This is a genomic window from Colwellia sp. MB3u-45 (assembly GCF_014077005.1).
Classification (GTDB): Bacteria; Pseudomonadota; Gammaproteobacteria; order Enterobacterales; family Alteromonadaceae; genus Cognaticolwellia.
In genome coordinates this window covers 1-19,058 of sequence record NZ_JACGVC010000035.1, presented here as the reverse complement: position 1 = coordinate 19,058, position 19,058 = coordinate 1, and the positions used below count along the sequence as shown (strand labels likewise).

At 35.8% G+C, this 19,058-nt stretch carries 16 protein-coding genes; all 16 read right to left on the bottom strand.

From position 1 onward, the window contains the following. Positions 1-34 precede the first annotated feature (34 nt). Positions 35-1,354, bottom strand: a complete 1,320-nt coding sequence (locus H4J41_RS01725) for a hypothetical protein (protein ID WP_182136467.1) — start codon at positions 1,352-1,354, stop codon at positions 35-37. Then, a complete protein-coding gene (locus H4J41_RS01720; RefSeq protein WP_182136468.1) occupies positions 1,354-2,421 on the bottom strand; it encodes a glycosyltransferase in 1,068 nt (355 codons plus the stop codon). The genes H4J41_RS01725 and H4J41_RS01720 overlap by 1 nt, the downstream gene beginning before the upstream one ends. Further along, positions 2,414-3,508 (bottom strand): non-hydrolyzing UDP-N-acetylglucosamine 2-epimerase, encoded by a 1,095-nt coding sequence (wecB, locus tag H4J41_RS01715; RefSeq protein WP_182136469.1) that lies wholly within the window; start codon positions 3,506-3,508, stop codon positions 2,414-2,416. The genes H4J41_RS01720 and wecB overlap by 8 nt, the downstream gene beginning before the upstream one ends. Further along, positions 3,505-4,857 (bottom strand): polysaccharide deacetylase family protein, encoded by a 1,353-nt coding sequence (locus H4J41_RS01710; protein ID WP_182136470.1) that lies wholly within the window; start codon positions 4,855-4,857, stop codon positions 3,505-3,507. Before H4J41_RS01710 ends, wecB begins: the two co-directional genes overlap by 4 nt. Positions 4,858-4,860: 3 nt before the next feature. Continuing rightward, positions 4,861-5,811, bottom strand: a complete 951-nt coding sequence (locus H4J41_RS01705; protein WP_182136471.1) for a GNAT family N-acetyltransferase — start codon at positions 5,809-5,811, stop codon at positions 4,861-4,863. Next, positions 5,808-6,791 carry a methionyl-tRNA formyltransferase gene (locus H4J41_RS01700; RefSeq protein ID WP_182136472.1) on the bottom strand — a complete coding sequence of 328 codons (984 nt, stop codon included), beginning with the start codon at positions 6,789-6,791 and terminating at the stop codon, positions 5,808-5,810. Before H4J41_RS01700 ends, H4J41_RS01705 begins: the two co-directional genes overlap by 4 nt. A gap of 47 nt (positions 6,792-6,838) precedes the next feature. Beyond that, entirely contained in the window at positions 6,839-8,356 is a 1,518-nt protein-coding gene (locus tag H4J41_RS01695; protein ID WP_182136473.1) for an asparagine synthase C-terminal domain-containing protein, read from the bottom strand. 5 nt (positions 8,357-8,361) lie between these two features. Further along, positions 8,362-9,684 (bottom strand): lipopolysaccharide biosynthesis protein, encoded by a 1,323-nt coding sequence (locus tag H4J41_RS01690; protein WP_182136474.1) that lies wholly within the window; start codon positions 9,682-9,684, stop codon positions 8,362-8,364. Positions 9,685-9,686: 2 nt separating this feature from the next. Then, positions 9,687-10,787, bottom strand: coding sequence for a DegT/DnrJ/EryC1/StrS aminotransferase family protein (locus H4J41_RS01685; RefSeq protein ID WP_182136475.1), 1,101 nt, complete (start codon positions 10,785-10,787; stop codon positions 9,687-9,689). Positions 10,788-10,806: 19 nt separating this feature from the next. Next, positions 10,807-11,388 (bottom strand): acyltransferase, encoded by a 582-nt coding sequence (locus H4J41_RS01680; protein WP_182136476.1) that lies wholly within the window; start codon positions 11,386-11,388, stop codon positions 10,807-10,809. After that, positions 11,388-12,344, bottom strand: a complete 957-nt coding sequence (locus H4J41_RS01675) for a Gfo/Idh/MocA family protein (RefSeq protein WP_182136477.1) — start codon at positions 12,342-12,344, stop codon at positions 11,388-11,390. Before H4J41_RS01675 ends, H4J41_RS01680 begins: the two co-directional genes overlap by 1 nt. Before the next feature lie 57 nt (positions 12,345-12,401). Beyond that, on the bottom strand, positions 12,402-13,682 hold the full coding sequence (gene tviB, locus H4J41_RS01670) for a Vi polysaccharide biosynthesis UDP-N-acetylglucosamine C-6 dehydrogenase TviB (RefSeq protein ID WP_182136478.1): 1,281 nt from the start codon (positions 13,680-13,682) through the stop codon (positions 12,402-12,404). A 390-nt stretch (positions 13,683-14,072) separates the two neighbouring features. Next, complete coding sequence (locus H4J41_RS01665; protein ID WP_182136479.1) at positions 14,073-16,328, bottom strand: polysaccharide biosynthesis tyrosine autokinase; 2,256 nt, start codon at positions 16,326-16,328, stop codon at positions 14,073-14,075. A 14-nt stretch (positions 16,329-16,342) separates the two neighbouring features. Further along, entirely contained in the window at positions 16,343-16,777 is a 435-nt protein-coding gene (locus tag H4J41_RS01660; protein ID WP_182136480.1) for a low molecular weight protein-tyrosine-phosphatase, read from the bottom strand. Between the two features lie 12 nt (positions 16,778-16,789). Beyond that, a complete protein-coding gene (locus tag H4J41_RS01655) occupies positions 16,790-17,905 on the bottom strand; it encodes a polysaccharide export protein (protein ID WP_182136481.1) in 1,116 nt (371 codons plus the stop codon). Between the two features lie 571 nt (positions 17,906-18,476). Beyond that, positions 18,477-18,965 carry a transcription/translation regulatory transformer protein RfaH gene (rfaH, locus tag H4J41_RS01650; protein ID WP_182136482.1) on the bottom strand — a complete coding sequence of 163 codons (489 nt, stop codon included), beginning with the start codon at positions 18,963-18,965 and terminating at the stop codon, positions 18,477-18,479. Between the last annotated feature and the right edge of the window lie 93 nt (positions 18,966-19,058).

Here is a 19,058-nt window from a genome sequence, read left to right as displayed (position 1 = left end):
AAATACAGTAGATTACTGTACAAAATTAATTAAGCTAAGAGCTATAATTTTTTATAAAAAAATTAAGCAATAAACTAACCAGATAAATAACAACGAAAACAACCAATAATAAAATAGTACCTTTTTGAAGTACAACGGATGAAAAATCACCAGTTAACTTAGTTGTTGTAAACAACAATGGAAGTGTAAAAGTCTGTGATACGGATTTTGAGAAAAGTATTGTCAAGGTGGAATAAATTATCAACAGTTTGATGACATATCCAAAAGAAAAAATAAACGGTGAAACTATAGCTAATTCCCAACTTCCCATTCCGAAGGCTTCAGATATAAACAAACTATTCTTAACCCCAACAGATGTGTGTGTACCACCTTCAGATAACAACATAAGATCTTTTGAAAAGATATTGTAATCAACAAAAAAGTGTGAAAAAGGTACTGCATGCCAAGCATATTTAGGAGAGTATAGTTCAGCTGAAAAGGTTTCATATGTACCTGCCATTTGATCAACACCAATCCTCTCAACTAAATATAAGAAGAATCGTTCAACACTTAAATCAGGCACTTGTAAAGATACAACATGAAAAAGTAATACGGAAGATAAGGAAATAAAAAAAACAAATACGACTAATAACTTGAGCAGATTAACCTTTGGCTTGAAAAAATAAAAATAGGCCACAAATGTAACAACAGCTAAATTCATTATGTCTCCTTTAGACCCCTCCGATGTGGCTAAGAATAGAGAAATAATGAGTGTGATATAGCCTAATTTTTTATTGTTTATTTTAAATAAATACACGGAAAAAATAGTAGAAATAAACGTTGATATTGATATTAAATAAGATGCCTGTGATGGCAACATAGAATAGTATGTATTTTCAAGCCTCACTTTAATTAAATTATCACTTGAAAAAATGGTATAAATGAACGCATGTTTATAATTAAGAAAAAGAATGGCAATTAATAATAAAGTCACCGCAGTAAACATAGCAGAAGACCCAAAAATGACTATATCTCTACGATCATTCAAAGTGAAACTTGAAGGTTCAGCTACAAATCTTGTATTTGTGATACCAATGAAACTAAAAAATATCATACAAGTAATAAATGACATTACACAGTAAAGAACAACCCAAGACGTAATATTTTCCATTTCAGGCTTAGCTAGGACGAATGTTCTAAAGCTTTCAACTCCATAAATTGATATAAAAAATATAGAAGGTATGATAAAGAACATTTCTTTATAAAAAAGTAATGACCAAAAATTAAAATTTAATGAAACAATTGACTTTTTTCCAAAGTAATGAATTATTAAAATAAAAGTAATTAACGTTAATGAAAATAAGCCTATATTCACTACAGCGCCTCGAGAATGACTTTTAGTTTAGACTCAATTGAAAGGTTTACCTTTGCATAACTCCGAATATCACTTTGTGATAAATCTCTTAATTTTAGCGGTAAGCTTTTCAGGCAACAAACTAAAGAATCTATTTCTGAAGAATTACTTACACTAAAGCGAAATCCACAATCGCTAGGAAAGTCAGGATCATTTCCAGCTGTTATTACAGGCAGACCTCTAGCCATATATTCGCGTGTTTTTAGCACCGAGGCCTCATGTAATCCTATTCTATATAGCCCCAAACTAGCGATGCCTACGTGTTTATTTTCAAAAGCATTATTTAAATCATCACCTACTAAACGGCCTGTAAAAATAATATTTTTTAGTTTTAAGCTATTAGTTAATTCTTTTAGCTTATAAAGTGACTCACCTTCCCCAACAACTGTAAGGTTATAATTAATACTACTAGTTCCACTTACTATCGCCATAGCTTGAATTAATCTGTCGTAACCATGCCAGTCAGCTAGTTGTGCTACAGCAATCATATTTATAGAATTTTGAACTCCTTCCTTATTGGCCAAAGGTATATTATTATCTATTAAAATACCATTCCCCATTTTTAGGGTCTTTTTCCTAGTACCATAAGAGAACCATAGGTGCTCATCCGCATATTGAATGATTAAATTTGAAGGAAATAAAACCCAACTAGAAGAAATATAGGATAACGTCTTCCTTAATAGTTTGAAAAATGGTTTTTTTATATTAACTTCCATTTCTTTTATGCAAATAATTCGAGGAGTGGGTACATCTACGATCACTTTCTTCCCTTTTACTCTTAAGTAACAAAGAAATAAAAAAATAAAAGGAAATAAAAAGTCCGAGAAGCGAATATAAATAATTTCAGAGCGACAAGATACTATACTTCGAATAAAGTTGAATATTCCAATTAGAGAAACAGGAAATATTTTTTTTTGTGCATTTATGTCTATATCTATTGCAGCTTTCACTAAATTATCAATTTTCTGATCTACACCAGGTGATTTCTCTATATTTAATAAAGCAAAATATGAAAGTGATTCATACATTTAAAGTACCTAACATTTCATCAATAATTATTTTACTAGTATTGCCTTGCCCATACAAATTGTTGTCACCTTCAAAACTATACCCGTTAAAAAAGTTAAAAGCGTTAATGATTTTTGTACAGTCAGTACCTACTAGCTTGTTGGCACCTGAATCGACCAACTCTACCCATTCAGTTTCATCTCGGAGAGTAATACAGGGCTTATCAAAAAAGTATGCTTCTTTTTGTAATCCTCCGCTATCAGTTATAACTAAATCAGAATTCTCAATTAACCACACCATTTTTAAATATCCTACAGGCTCAGTAAAAGTGATACCTGCAGTATCTACATCATTAGAATCTAAAACCTTTTTGGTTCTTGGGTGAAGAGGCATAATCACCTGTTTAGTTTTTGAAATTTCTCTCAAAGCAGAAAAAATACCATCCATTCGTTCTAATGAATCTGTATTTTCAGCTCGGTGGATAGTACATAAAATAAAGTCACTATCTATTTCTATTAACTCAGGTTTTACCGAAAATTGTCTATAAAAGTTAGCTCCATCCTGCATTACGTCACCAGAAAGAACAACTTTCGTATTATTACCCCAATTAACCACCCCTTCTTTATTTAGATTATCGACAGCTCCGAGCGTAGGGCAAAATAAGATATTGCTAACTCTGTCTGTGAGGATTCTATTAATTTCCTCTGGCATTCTCATATTAAAGCTTCTCAAACCAGCCTCAACATGGGCAATTTTTATATGTAGCTTAGAGGCAGCAATTGCACCAGCTAAAGTAGAGTTAGTATCACCATAAACCATTACCCAGTCTGGTTTTTCAACTAACATAATTAACTCTAGCTTTTCAATCATACTAGCAGTCATCGCACCATGACTTTTGCCACCTGCGTCTAATTTATAATCTGGTTTTGGTATTTTTAATTCATCAAAAAATACATCACTCATATTTTCATCATAATGCTGACCAGTATGTACAATTACTTCTTTAATTATCTCACCTTCAATAGCAATACGTTCGGCTATTGCACGACTAACTGTGCCTGCTTTTATAAATTGTGGTCTTGCACCTAAAATAGTTAATATTTTCATTTAATTAGCTCTTTATAAAATTGTTTGTCTTTGGCGTTTGAAAAATGACTATTATGCCAAAGTAAGGTGTAGTTCCCATTGTATTGTGATGTTTTTCGTATAAAGTACTTGAACCTTTCCATAGCTTGATTAGAATATCCTAGCCCTTCATACATGGGGCTAATTACAGTACACTCCATGTTAATTAATGGCCTTTGTTTAAGTTGCAGGTGACTTTTTTCATTTAAATCAAACATTGAAAACTCGCGGCAAGTCCCACACCTAAAACCACTTAAATCTGCAAAGCTTAATGTTGAGTCGTATGCTAGCCCATTCTTAGCCCATAAACTGGCTGTTATAGACGCATCCCACCTTAAGTAATGCATTCTGCCACCTATACTTTGCTGATTGATGCCAGCTATATCCATTGCATGCTTTAAAGTCTCGACACTCTTTTTGAAGTTTTTCTCATGCTGAAAGGTGTTATACCCAGGGTGTAAACCAATCTCATGCCCCCTAGCACTAATACTTTGTAGTAGTTCAATCATGTCACTAGACGTTAGATCAAAAGTTGAGTCAAGTTCGGTTGTTGCGAAGGAAATAAAATAAAAAGATATTTTATTTCCTACTTTTTCATTCACATCCATCATCCAATCAATTGAACTTCTATAAATATCGCCTTGTTTCAAACCAAGTTGATGATATAAATATAGTTTCAATGTTGTGACTGCAGACATGATATCTTTCCGTTTCAGTAGATCTCCTACAAACTTTTTTAAAGACTTTTTCAATGATCTTCTAACAGGATCGTAAGGCCAATCTACATCACATGTAATAAATTTTTTAAAGTTATGTTGTTTTCTAATTAAACTGGGCTGGAGGTAAGAAAGCATGTTCCACAGCATTTCGGTATATTCATCTACAATAGGCCGATCTAAAAAGCCAAACTTAAAAGCTATCGAATTGTTACTTTGAAAGCGATTATGATTATCTTTTATCGTTGAATTTTTTTCTTCCATTCTAGAAAGCATAAAAAAACAACTTGAAAAAATATCTATATTGCAAATAATTTCACTATCAGATACTTCAACATTTCCTGTTCCATAAAGATTGGGGATATCACATTCTGGTGTAAATTTATTTTTTACATAGCGCACTTTAGGTAAGTGATGAGAAGACAGGTAATCTTCAATATTTAGTAATTCACAACAAACGACCAACCTAGCTTCATTATCTAACGTTATTGAAATATACTCATGATTATCATCAATTATCACTTCATATTCCAAGTTAAAAAACTCTGAAAACATCACATCAATAATATAATTTTTTTCTGCTAATAATATTGATGACATATGTATTTTTATCACGACTCATCCCAATAAAGATTTAAAAAACAATGCCATATCGATTATTTTTGAATTTGATTTATTAATTGAATGATATGCTTCTTGTTTTGCGCCAAACTGTCTAAAGGATCGTTCAACATTTTCTATCATAGAACCTTCAAAATCGAATTTTTTTGTTTTATCAGATACAAAAGATATTATTTCTTTAATTAAAAGAGATGCTGCACCATATGTCCTATATTCAGGATCAATAGTGCTTATTAAATCATATGCACTGTTCTCGTCCCAAACAACAAATAATGCGGCATGTAAATTACCATCTTTGTCGTAAGCAGCGATAGTTTTTCCACTATTTCGTTCATAGGCACTATCATATAATTTTTTAAACAAATCATACGAGTAAGTTATATCAACCCCTTGCTTAGAAAGGGTGAGCTTATGATTATTATAAAAGTCGGAGGATGTAATATCATATACAATATTTACAAGTTCTGCTGATTTTTTGATATTCTTCTTTTTTGATGATTCAAAACTCTTGAATATGTCTTCAAGTCCACATTGCAAATCAATTACATACGTGTAACGCGTAGTTTGTTTATAACCTTTCCAATAGAAAGGTAACCAATTCGTATTTTGATAATTCCAATTTTGGCTAAAATAATCAAAACTTGGTAATTGAGCTATTAACTCTTGCATTAAGTCTTTTTCCTGCGCAAGCTTTTTGCTATATTTTCCATCGAAATTCTTAAGCCAAGGACCTAATGTCTGCGTCATACTAGGTTGGGTTGAAAAGGTAAAAAAATTTCTTTTGACAATATAATATGGCATTGTAGCGACAATCTGCCGACCTTTTTCAACCAGACAAACATCCCAACTATCTTCTCCACAAACTGCATCTAGCCACCAATCTTGACTAAATAAAGGTATAGTCGACTCTATATTACATAACTCACGGTACTTACTTTTATTGTTCATTTGACCAAACTTAAAATTAATTTTTTAATATTAAAGGAAACTGTCAGCGTTATTTTACCATTTTTTGCCGCTACATATTTTTGTTTCTTATTATGATATATTTTTCCTGGCACTGTTCCATCCATATCACACTTTTCATAACTTCCGATCACCCATCGTTGGCCTTTAAATAAACCTCGAGGTTGTTTAATGGCATTAAGCCAACTTTCTGTACCCCTCAAAACATGCCATATACTTTTAACATCCCATTCATCCCAATTTATGAGAGAATTATGTTCTTCGAGGTGCAAGTTTCTTGCTCTCATAGTTTGAGAATGTTCCGGCTGTTTTATTCTTACGATTGAATCATCTTCAATTTTTTCTAAAGTTTTTATTATTAATGCCAAACCTAACTGTCCGACTAGTTTTTGTAAACGTTCAGGGGATTTCATACCAGAATGTATAATACTTCGCTCTTGCAAGATGATATCCCCTGTATCCTCTCCTTTATCAATGAAGTGAATAGTTACTCCGGGATTCATCTCTAAATTCATATATTGCCAAAAGTCAGGGTTAGGGCCCCTATAATCAGGAAGAAATGAAGGGTGTAAATTGATACTCCCAAATTTTGGACTAGAAAAAACATTACTTTTTAGTAACTGTGACATTCCGAAAACAATAATAATGTCAGTATTTAAAGTTTTAAGCCAAGCTTCAATATTGACATCGCCACCATCAGTCATGAATCTATATGGTATTTTTTTCCTAACGCAGAAACCTTCTATACTTTTTTTATAATTTCTATTGATCCATTTATTAGATCTAATAAAATTAATATAGAAGCGTAATAGTATATTTTTATTATAATTTCTTGGTGCGGATTCAATCACTCCAATTATATTATGATTTAAATCATGTAAAGGTTTTAATATCTTTGATAAGTCTTGAGTAATTACAACAACCTTTAATTTAGAAGTGTTTGTGATTGTATTTTGATCCATATTATATTTTTAACTCTCAAGTTTAAATCAGAGATATTCTGATAATTTTATTTTAGTATCGACAAAACAATCTTTATTAGGTCTGAGTTTATATCCCCTTTTGTTACTATATTTAAGTGTCTATTAAGTTGATAGATTAAATAATCAAAATTATTCAATCTATCAACTTGATTACTAAATATTCCAATAAAACGATCGAGTACTTTGCGTAATACCAATAAGTTACTTGTTTTTTTATAACCAACTCCATAGATATAAAAAATTTCGAACAAGGTGTTTTCATACAAATTAGTTGAAAAATTATATTTATTATGCTGAGAGTGGTTCTTATATTCCAATGGTATTTCTTTGAAAAATTCAGCTAGTTCTTTATCCCATAATGGCAATCTAGCTTCCATCCCAAAAAACTCGTAAACTTTTAATGAATTAACTATAAATTTAGCTTGCCTTTCTTTCCAGCTCCAAGCTTCTGTATTTGAATACGAAAAAAAATCAGGATTACAGTAATCAATTGTAATCTCTAGATCAGTAGTATCAGATAAGCAATAGTGTTTTCTTTTGATAGCTTCTTGGACTGCATCTAGATTATTAGTCGCTGTTTTCTCACAGGCAATATGAGTTCCTGCAAACAAATCCCCTGAGTGTCCCGGAACAAAAATCGAGCCAGTAGGAACTAAACCATTTTTAACTAAATATTTCACAGAGAGAAAGTCTTGGATATGAGGTAAGGATGTATAGTTTGATGCATATTTAATGTAATCAATATATTCAGCTATATCTAGATTCTCATCAATAAATTCTGGCGTATAATCAATTTCAATCAATTTAACATTATGTTTTCTGGCAACTTTTCTAGCTATCTTTTTTTCAAAGCTTGTTTTAGACCCATATGTAAAACAAATTACACTATTATATTTATGTTTTTTTAAAAGGCTTACTATCAGTCTTGAGTCATATCCCCCACTTAGAGGGATAACCACTGTTCTTCCATCAACACTTTCTACTAACCTCTTAGTTACATCATCAAGAATATTCAAAAGCGAATTCTGTAACTTATAGAAAGGTTTATTAACTATTTTCGAGGTTGCATAGGTCCAATATTCATAACATTCTACCTCATTATTGAGTAATACAACTTCAGCAGCTTGTACTTGATATAAAGAATCAAGGAGAGTATTACAACCAGTAACATAACCAGTACATTGAAATAATTCTCGTTTCTCAGAGGATATTCTCAAAGAATACTTTGCTTGTAAAAAGTTAGCATCATCACTAACAATCCAAGCATTATTTTGTTTTGTATAAAATAGAGGGAAAGTTCTTGTTATATCTGACGCTAGCAAGACTCCTAACTTAGTCTTTATAACTACAGAAAAAGATCCGTTGAGTCTATGAATAAGCTTCTTAAACTGTTCTAAATCCGAGCAGTTTTCAAATAAAATCGCAAGCCTATCAAGATTAAAATAACCACCTAAATCATCAAAAGCGTAGCCCTTAACAGATACATTGTCATGAACCGTCCACTCCCCTCCCTTATTATTTCGTAACGCTATTTTATATTCCATAAGACTCAAATTAAATTTAGTAATGCCGCAGCTGCAATTACAGCTAGGTATTTATATAATTGATTGGCTGTTTCGGCATAACTAACACCAGCAATTTTCATAAGATAAAATACAAAAGAGCTCCATACTAATGTACCCACTAGAGCATATAAGCCTATAGCAACATGAGGATCATTGAATAACAACCAACCAAGTAATAAGCTACTAATTCTTGAAACAAAAAGAAAAGCATTAAAAATCACAGACTCTTTATGCTTCTCATATATTGTCATTAAATGTGACAATGGCGAGCTAACAAAAACAAAATAAACCCATATACTTAGCAACTGGGCATATTCACCTGCTACCCTCCAGGTTTCACCGAAAACTATAGCGAAAAGGTCATCACCGAATGATAATATTATTAATGTAGGAAATATACCTATCAAGAGTAATTTATTATGCAAATCAAGTGTTAGTTTCTTAAGTTTTATTTTATCATTTTTTATTTTTGAAGCTCTTTGGTAATAAACCTGACCTATAGAGACACCTATCAAGGACATAGGCATTTGTATAATTCTTTGCGACAATGAAAAAAAACCAGTTGTAGATGCATTGAACAAAGTGGTTAACATTAGCACTGGAACTTGTAGAGAAGCTATATTTAAAAGGGCTGACCATGTATTAACTAATGGAAAATTTTTATAGCGCTTAGCCAATGCATACATTTTAATTTTTTTATTAGTATTTGATGATTTTTTTTTACTGTACATTACCTTCACCAACATAAATACCGATATTACTTGAGAGATAATGTAGCCTATGACTAACCCTGCAGAACCCAGTTTAGAAAAAATTAATTGAACCGAAACAAGGCTACCACTTTGTAAAATCTTATTTTGTGAAATGTCCTTAAACTCTTTATTTCTACTGCACCAACAAATGCTTGCCTGATATATTCCCGATAAGAAAATACTTAAGGGTATAAAATACAGCCAGTGAGAAAGCTCTAGAACGCCCAAAAAAACAGTTATCTCATGATTAAATATAAATACTATTAATAATGATAATAAGCTTATAAAAAAAGAAATCAAAGCCGATATAATTAATAAAGTAAGGGCATCAGAATCTTTTTTTGGCAACATAATAGCAAGTTCATATCGGCCTGTTGCTATTGATGAAAAAATCATGGTTATCGCCATGTACAAAGCAATAACACCGAAGTCATCCGGAGTATAAATACGAGTTAGAATTGGGCTTAAAGCAATGGGAAGCCCTTGAGCTATCACAGATCCTGTAATTAAAGTTAATACATTTTTATTAAAATTATTTTTATTAAGCTTGCTCATTGCTATTTAGTTAAGCTTAGTAATTTTAAATAAGGGTGCATTGGTAAACTAACCACCTGTTTTGCTAACTTTTCAGCAATAGGAAAATCACCTTTCTGGTAACCTAACTCTTTAAATGCTGTTTGCTGGTGCATACAGGTACCATAATAAACAACAGTTGGCATACCTTGTTCTTTATATTTTGCCATCACCGCATCACGGTTTTCATCTACTAGGGTATATTGCGCCCATGAACTTAGGAATCCTGCTGGTACTTGTGGTGTTTTATAGGTAGCGGCTAATTCTTTTTCGTAGTTAGCTGCAGCCTTATTGCGTTTAATTAGCTCTATTGGGAACTCCGCTAGTTTTTCTAATAAGATTGCTGCTTGAATGGTATCTAAGCGACTGTTCATTCCTATTCGCACGTTATCGTATTTATCTTGTCCTTTACCATGTACACGGTATGATTTTAATAACTCTGCATATTCATCATTATTAGTAAAAACAGCACCGCCATCACCATAACAGCCTAATGGTTTCGCTGGGAAAAAGCTTGTAGTCGCGATATCACCAAAGCCTCCCGCTTTTTGTTCGTTGCCGTTCTCATTAGTGATTGAACCACCGAAACCTTGTGCTGCGTCTTCAATAACTTTCAAGTCATATCTATCAGCTATTGCTTGTATTGCAGGGTAATCTGCAGGCAAACCAAATAAATCTACCGCAATAATTGCTTTGGGTGTGAACTCTCCTTCAGCAATAACTTTTTTGATTTGCTTTTCTAAATCTTGTGGGCAAATATTAAATGTAGCTTCATTTGAGTCAACAAATACAGGTGTCGCTTTTTCAAAGGCAATGGCTTCAGCTGTTGCAAAAAAAGTAAACGTCGGACAAAAAACTGCATCACCTTCTTTTACGCCTAACACCATTAAGGCTAAAGTTAACGCATCAGTACCATTAGCACAACTTACGGTATGCTTAACACCAACATAATCAGACAGTCTTTCTTCTAACTCTTGAACTTCAGGACCCATGATATATTTACCATGCTCCAAAACTGTTTTTATTCTAGCGTCTATTTTTGTCTGCAAGTGCCTATATTGCGCTGCTAAATCGATGAATTGCATTGTGTTCACTTTAAAGAAGTTATGAAACGAGTATTAAGTCGCCGTCATTAAGTTGATATTTATCACCCGTGTGTTCACAGGTAGCTTCAGCCGAGCCAATAATAGGCAAATCAAGTTGCTCGCCATATTTACTTATCCAGCCAATTTGTTTGCCCGGAACGCCAACCAACAGCGCAAACGGTTTGACATCTTTATTGATAACAGCTCCTGCACCAATTAATGCGTATTCACCTAGGGTAACACCACAGACTATTGTACAGTTTGCTCCAAGAGTAACGCCACGTTTAACTAACGTGTCACGATATTCTGTTTTTCGCTCGATGAACGAACGTGGATTATACACATTAGTGAACACCATGCTCGGTCCACAAAAAACATCATCTTCAAGATGAACGTTGTCGTAAACCGACACATTATTCTGAATCTTAACGTTATTGCCAATTGTCACTTTATTACCGATAAAGACATTTTGACCGAGTGAACAGCCTGCACCGATTTTTGCGCCACTACAAACATGTACAAAATGCCAAACATGAGTATCTAATCCAATTTGAGCACCATCATCTACGATAGCGCTTTCGTGTTTATGGTAACTAGTCATTAGCCAATCACTTTTGATACAAACGGATGAACATCAGAATGGTTAACCACAATATCTTGCTTGCGAATTGAGCTAACAATCTCAATGCTCTTACGTGCCTCTTCTAAACCGAAGCCACCACCTGTTAAGATATGGTCATAGCTTTTGGTATGAAGGTCAGTAAAACCACCTGAAAATTCAATTTCATTACCATCAACCGTAATCGAACGATAAGTACGTTGTCCTGCAGCTTTAACATCAGCAGGAATATAAGTATAATTTACCGACAAGAACCAACGGACTTTAGCGTGTTTAAATTCTAAATAGCCAGCGTTAGCATCTTCTTGTTTTAAGTGCGCTTCATTTTTAACTAAATCACCAAAAACCCAACCTAGCATGTCATAAAAATGAACACCTATGTTAGTTGCGATACCACCAGATTTATTATCATCGCCTTTCCATGATGTGAAGTACCAATGCCCACGGCTTGTTAAATAAGTTAAGTCAACATCAAAAACTTTGTTAGGATTTTTAGCAATTTCATCTGCAACATAAGCTTTAAGGTCAATAATGCTTTGATGTAATCTAAGTTGAAGAATATTGTAAACTTGCTTACCTGTTTCTTCTTGTACGATTTGTAAAGCATCAATGTTGTGCGGATTTAATACCAAAGGTTTTTCACAAATTGCATGGGCATCATGACGTAAGGCAAAACGAATATGTGAGTCATGAAGATAGTTTGGTGAAGCTATTGCTAAGTAGTCAATTTGAGTACCCTTTCTTTTTAATAAATCAATATGACGATCAAATCGCTCATACTCTGTAAAAAAGTCAGCTTCTGGAAAGTAACTATCTATAATGCCTACTGAATCATTTTTATCTAATGCCGCGACAAGATTATTGCCTGTTTCTTTAATAGCTTTCATGTGACGTGGTGCTATATAACCTGCCGCACCTATCATTGCAAAATTTTTCATGTAACTTCCTATTTATTAATATATTATTTAGTACTAGCACTATTGATAACTACATGGTTACAAGCGCAAATCAACAGACTCTTTATCAAGGATATATTTCAAGTCATATATAACGTGAGATTTTTTCCCTAATGCACGAATACTTTCCGCGCCTAGCTCTTTAAACTCATTATGACCAACCGCTATAATTATCCCATCATAGTAGTTTTCTTTATCTAATTGAGTTAAGGACAAACCATATTCATGTTGTGCTTGTTCGTTTGAGCACCAAGGGTCTACAATATCTACGTTAATATTGTATTCTTTAAGTTCACTAACAATATCGACCACTTTAGTATTGCGTAAATCGGGGCAATTTTCTTTAAACGTTAAGCCCATTAGTAATACATTAGCACCATCAACTTGAATGCGTTTTTTAAGCATCTTTTTAACTAGTTCAGATACCACATGTTTGGCCATACCATCGTTAAGTCGGCGACCGGCTAAAATCATTTCTGGGTGGTAACCAACGCTTTGCGCTTTATGTGTTAAGTAGTATGGATCAACACCAATACAATGCCCACCGACCAAACCTGGTCGAAATGGTAGGAAGTTCCATTTAGTGCCTGCGGCTTCTAATACTTCTAATGTATCGATGTCTAATTTGTTAAATATAATTGACAGTTCATTGATTAATGCAATGTTGACATCGCGCTGAGTATTTTCAATCACTTTTGCCGCTTCAGCCACTTTTATACTTGATGCTTTATGTGTACCTGCGGTAATTACTGACTTATATAGTTGGTCTACTACTTCAGCAATGTCAGGGGTTGATCCACTGGTTACTTTTAAAATATTAGTAACACGGTGTTCTTTATCGCCTGGGTTGATTCGCTCTGGAGAGTATCCCGCAAAAAAGTCTTTATTAAAGATTAACCCTGAAACTCTTTCAACTTCTGGTAAACAAGTTTCTTCTGTCGCACCTGGATATACGGTTGACTCATAAATAATAATATCGCCTTTTTTAACCACTTTACCTAGCATTTCGCTGGCTTTAATAAGGGGTGTTAAATCAGGTTGTTTATGATCATCAATCGGGGTGGGTACGGTAACAATATATACGTTACAGCTTTCAAGGTCTGATGCTGTAAAAGAGTAATTTAAGTTTGGAGACTCTTTAAGCTCTTCATCACTCACTTCAAGTGTAGAGTCGTGGCCTGATTGTAGTTGTGCAATTCGGCCTTGGTTAATATCAAAGCCTAATACCGGGAATTTTTTACCGAACTCAACTGCTAATGGCAGGCCCACATAACCTAAACCTATAATGCCAATTTTTAGGTCTGTTAATGAATCGTGCATATTTAGTATTCTCTATATTTAGTTTCAGCTTTGGGCTTTGAGCTTCGAGCTTCGTAAAAGTTAAATTTTTGAAATCAGTTTTAAATTAAAAGGTATAAGATGCAAGGTAAAGCTAATTACCGAATAATATGCTAGGGGTATTTAACCTATTTTACAATCTGTTTTGAGTGAGTTATCGTTTGTTTTTTGACGATATAAACGTTCCCAAACTTACTAAGTGAGCAAGAAACAACCAGCATTTGCTTGTATTTTTGCAAAAGAGCGTCTCAGGCATACTACATGCCTGAGACGCTCTTTCTGTATTGAGATAGTCAACTTTAGTTAACTGATTGTAATTACTTGTTTTTGATGTTTTATTTAAAAACGGCCAATAGGCCCTCAAAATACCTGCTATTTTTTATCACTTTCGTAAGCATAACCATAATACCCATAGGCATTACTGGCTTTTTTAACTACGCCGTTAAATACCACGCCTTTTACGTCAATGCCGTTTTGTTCAAAGCGGTTACGGGTTAACTCTATTTCGCGTAAATGATTTTGGCCAAAGCGGGTTACCAGTAAGGTAGTGCCTGCATGTGCGCTAACAATTGCTGGGTCGGTTACTGCTAAAATAGGGGGTGTATCTATAATAACTAAGTCGTACAGTGCGCTTACCTCGGTAACAAATTGACTAAAGTTGCTATGCATAAGTAGCTCTGACGGATTAGGCGGTATTTGCCCGCGCGTAACTACACTTAGCCCGGCTACTGGGGTTGCATCAGTTACTTCCGCTAAGGTTAATCGGCCTGATAAGTAATCACTTAAGCCATTTTTCGACTTTAAACCAAACTGAGTTTGCAGGTAGCCTTTGCGCATATCCGCATCAACTATTAACACTTTTTTATCACTTTGCGCCAGTACGGCGGCTAGGTTTACCGATATAAACGATTTACCAACGCCTGGGCTTGGGCCTGATATAGCAATAACGTTATTTTTAGCTTCCATCATCGCAAAGTGTAAACTGGTGCGTAAACTACGCAGTGCCTCTATTGATAAGTCGGCTGGGTTATCGAGTGCCAGTATTGATTTTGCTTTATTGGCTTTAGCTGCCTTCCCTGTTTTGCTTACTTTACTTAGTTTGGAGAAGCCAGAAAGCTTATCTTGATAGTCTGAGTACGGCACACTGGCATATACAGGTAGGCCAATGGCTTCGATCTCTGCTGGGTCTTCAACGCCTTTATGCATAGCTTTTTGCACTAATACAATAGCCACCGCTAACATGCCGCCTAACAGTGTTGCCATTACCACAATAAGGGCTTTTTTAGGCTTAACCGGTTTTGAGCGGTTAACCTCGGCAAAGTCGATTACCCGCACATTACCTACGGTGCCGGCGCGCACTATGTCTAGCTCTTGGGTTTTACCGAGCAGTAACATGTATATTTGGTTACTGACTTCTATATCGCGCTTTAAGCGTAATAGCTCTTGCTGAGTTTTGGGTAATTTACCCACTTCGGCCACGAGTGTATTGCGTTGCTGTTTTACGGTGGCTACTTGCTCAAGTAAGCCTTGATAGGTAGGGTGATTTTTTTTAAATTTACGGCTCATTTCTAAGCGCTTTAATTCTAGCTCTTGTAATTGGGTTTCAAGCTTTACTACTTGCTCAAGCACGCCTTGGGTTTCTAAGGTTATATTGATTGACTGGCGTTTTATTTGGTAGTCGTTAAAGCGCGCTTCAGCGGATTCTAATTGCTGTTTAATTTCTGGCAGTTGTACTTCTAAAAACTCAAGTGACTTTTGCGCTTCGGCGCTGTTGCGCTTTACATTACGTTGCACGTAGATAGCCGCTACTTTATTGAGCACTTTTTCGGCATAGTTGGCATCAGCGCTTTGTAAGCTTAAATTTATGATGCCTGAGTCTTTACCTTTTTCGTTGGCACCTATTGCTGCTTGTAGGTCTAACACTGTATTTAGGCGGTTGCGGCGCATAAGGGTAAACTCTGTGCCTGCGCGCGCGTTAAGCTCACGCACGGTTAAATGAATAATGCCATTACTGAGCTCTTGCCCTACTTGCCCAGTTAGTACCGTTTCGCCATTGGGGTTTTGCAGTGCTAGCTGATTATTGGCTAACGCCACTAGGATGTATTCACTGCCAATAGCGTAATTGGGTACGTCAAACCTAAATACGCTAATTTTTTCACCGCCCCACGCATAGCTACTTGCGCCAAAGCTTGGCGCTGCTAATGCATTGGCTTGGGTTGGGTTAAATTTACGAAATGCACGACCGCCGATAAAGGGGAATAATTTTGGCTCTGCCACTATGTCTAACTTTAAGCTGTCGACTGCCTCGCCAATGACCGAACGTGATTTTAACAATTCGATTTCTGTGATGGCTGCCGAGGTGCTTTCGAACATACCGGCCATATCGTCAAGGCCAGGTACCGAACCGCCTGTTTCTTCAACTTGGATCATTGAGGTGGCTTGGTATACCGGGGGTGAAAACACCGCGATCATTATACCTACCAGCATAAATAACGTGGTAACAGCAATAATAAAATATTTGCGATCAATTAATGCGCCAAATAGCGCCATTAAGTCGATTTCTTGGTTTGCTACTGGTTGATTGGTGTTTTGCTTATTTGCTGCAATGTTGTGGGGCTGAGCATTCATTAAACTGCTATTCCTTATAAATACTTTTGCCAAGCGCTACAGGCGCTGTCGATTAATGTGTAAACGTGATCAAACGCTTCGATACTTTTACGGTAAGGATCGGGGATTTCTTTATCGCCAAGCCATTTGCCTAATAAAAATGTTTTACCACGGGCCTCTGGGTACCGGCTGTGTAGGTCGTCTAAATGGCGTTGTTCCATTACTAAAATAACACTATTTTCTGCCACCAGTTGCGAGTTTAGCTGCCTGCCTTGGTGGCTATCCATATTTATGCCGTGAGTTTGAGCAAGCTGCTTTGCCATGCTGTCAGCCGGTTTACCTTCTAGGGCGGTTAAGCCCGCCGACGATACGCTAATATTTTTGCCGGCCAATTTTTCTTTTAATAGATATTCGGCCGTGGGGCTACGGCAAATATTACCGGCACATACGACTAGCACAGAATCAAACATTTTAATTAACCCTTAGTTAGCCGTTATATCGTCAACACTGTCTAATGTGGCGATTGACGGTAGTAATAAACTGATAACGCGGTTCCAACGTGCCAGCGGTGCTGAGGTTACATATACAATATCGTGTGGCTGTAGCTGAAATTGCTCGGCTAATACCAGTGAGGCAATGTTTTTTGCATGCAATTGATATACATCAGCAATAACGCCATCGGTTGCTAGGTTACGCTTACGTAATACAAATACACCGTTGGCATCGGCGGTATTTTCGTTTAAGCCACCTGTGTCGGTTAATGCTTGTGCTAAATTTAAACCATAACGGGTTACGTCAACGGTACCTGCGCGTTTAACATCGCCGAGTACAAATACTTTTTGTGTATCGTCACGGCTTACATGCACAATATCGCCATGCTGTAATAAACGATTTTGCGAAATATCGCCATTGGCATAAAAGTCATTTAATTTAATGACTTCGGTGCTATTGCCGCGCGTAAAGGTAACCGTGCGCCAGTCGGCACGTTCGGTTAAGCCACCCGCATGGTTAAGTGCGTCAATTAAGGTAAGCGGAATATCTGTTACTGGGTAAACACCCGGCTTAGTTACTTCGCCTGTTACATAGGCTTTTTGGCTTTTAAAACTGACTATTTTCACATCGACTTGCGGGTTTTCTATTACGCGAGCTAAACGGGCGATTAAGTCTTTACGTATTTCGCTTATGGTTCGCCCTGCTGCAGGGATATTAGCTGCATAGGCGTAAGTAACCGTGCCATCGGCTTGCACTTTAAAACCGTCAAACTCTGCCGTACGCTGGGTACCTGCAGGTATGGTAAGCTCTGGGTGATCCCATACCCCTACCGTTACTACGTCACCTACCCCTAGTTTATATTCGTAGTTGCTGGTATCAATACTGGTTAGGCTTGATGGGGCTTTAACTTTTGGCTTTGCTTGTTTTTGTTGATTAATTAAGCTTGAATCGATTATTTGAATATTGATTCTTTCAAGCTCTTGCTCAATATTTGTTGTTTGATCGCCTGATGCTATACCTTGGAAATGGCTGCCGGGTATGATGGTACAGCCTGTCATCGTGAAAAATACGAGAGAGGTAATGAGTGATTTACAGCGTAACGCCATTGTGAAGAATCCCAATATTTTTTATTTTATTTAATTGTCCATCACACTCGATGGCTATTTATTTATTTTTCGCGCAATTATAAACATGATTAATGTGAAAAGGAAAGGTTCATTCTAGGTGCTATAGCCATTAAAATAATTAATCGCTCATTTTAAGCTGGCCTAACTATGCAACAACTATACAACAACTATGCAATAACTCGGTTACTTTCAATTCCAATAGCCAGCTATTTATTGCTCAATCAAGCGTTTTGCTGTTGAATAGTTAGTTTACTTATTATTGCTCACTATTCATTACTCACTTATCACTACTCACTTATCACTACTTACTTACTGAGTTTACATGGTATTAGGAGCTTTGTTAGTTGCGCCTTTATCTTGCTAATGCCTTTTTTTTTCTAATGTTTTTCCTAGAAGCTTTGTCTTCCAGACACGCTTCCGCCCCTAGGTTGCAGTTCCTACGTACTGATAACGTGCTTTATTTTTAAAATTTTAGCGGCTGGGTTTCAGGGCGCTAAAATTTGATCTCTGACTTCTAACTTCTAACATTTAACATCCAACAACTTGGTTTTTAACCGTTAGCTGCTATGTCTTTATTATCTACGCTGATTGTTACTTGCCTATTAAGCAGGTTGATTAACAATATGCTGCGCATGTCGCCGTCGGGCTGTTGGTATATAGCGTCTATGTTATTAAATGATGCATTAGTTAACCCAACTACCTCACCGGTCTTGGGTAATCTTGATTCGCTGCTCTCGGCACGTTCTTGTTTAAGCTGGTGTATTAATGCATTGGGTACCGGTTGGTATTTAGCGCCACATCTTACAAAACTAGCCACGCCACGGGTATTTTTTACCGCCGCAAAGGGGCCGTTTTCTGAGTCTACACAAACGAATAAGTAATTAGGAAATAAGGCTGTTTGCTTAAGGGTACGACGACCTTTAAGTATTTTTTCGGTGCTGAGCTTGGGATAAAAGGAACTAACCCCTTGATTATTTAGGTTAGTGTGTACACGCTCTTCTTGTCGGGGTTTACACATTAGTAAATACCACTTTTCCATGTTTGACTAAATCCCTATTTCAATTGCGTTTAACACAAGGTATTACAACGTATTACAACGTATTACAACGTATTACAGCGTATTACAACGTAT

Coding starts and splice junctions, on each gene's coding strand:
- H4J41_RS01680 (WP_182136476.1), bottom strand. CDS start 11,388: ATGACTAGTTACCATAAACACGAAAGCGCTATCGTAGATGATGGTGCT.
- H4J41_RS01705 (WP_182136471.1), bottom strand. CDS start 5,811: ATGAACAATAAAAGTAAGTACCGTGAGTTATGTAATATAGAGTCGACT.
- H4J41_RS01690 (WP_182136474.1), bottom strand. CDS start 9,684: ATGAGCAAGCTTAATAAAAATAATTTTAATAAAAATGTATTAACTTTA.
- H4J41_RS01655 (WP_182136481.1), bottom strand. CDS start 17,905: ATGGCGTTACGCTGTAAATCACTCATTACCTCTCTCGTATTTTTCACG.
- H4J41_RS01660 (WP_182136480.1), bottom strand. CDS start 16,777: ATGTTTGATTCTGTGCTAGTCGTATGTGCCGGTAATATTTGCCGTAGC.
- H4J41_RS01695 (WP_182136473.1), bottom strand. CDS start 8,356: ATGGAATATAAAATAGCGTTACGAAATAATAAGGGAGGGGAGTGGACG.
- H4J41_RS01675 (WP_182136477.1), bottom strand. CDS start 12,344: ATGAAAAATTTTGCAATGATAGGTGCGGCAGGTTATATAGCACCACGT.
- tviB (WP_182136478.1), bottom strand. CDS start 13,682: ATGCACGATTCATTAACAGACCTAAAAATTGGCATTATAGGTTTAGGT.
- H4J41_RS01685 (WP_182136475.1), bottom strand. CDS start 10,787: ATGCAATTCATCGATTTAGCAGCGCAATATAGGCACTTGCAGACAAAA.
- H4J41_RS01720 (WP_182136468.1), bottom strand. CDS start 2,421: ATGTATGAATCACTTTCATATTTTGCTTTATTAAATATAGAGAAATCA.
- rfaH (WP_182136482.1), bottom strand. CDS start 18,965: ATGGAAAAGTGGTATTTACTAATGTGTAAACCCCGACAAGAAGAGCGT.
- H4J41_RS01700 (WP_182136472.1), bottom strand. CDS start 6,791: ATGGATCAAAATACAATCACAAACACTTCTAAATTAAAGGTTGTTGTA.
- H4J41_RS01665 (WP_182136479.1), bottom strand. CDS start 16,328: ATGAATGCTCAGCCCCACAACATTGCAGCAAATAAGCAAAACACCAAT.
- wecB (WP_182136469.1), bottom strand. CDS start 3,508: ATGAAAATATTAACTATTTTAGGTGCAAGACCACAATTTATAAAAGCA.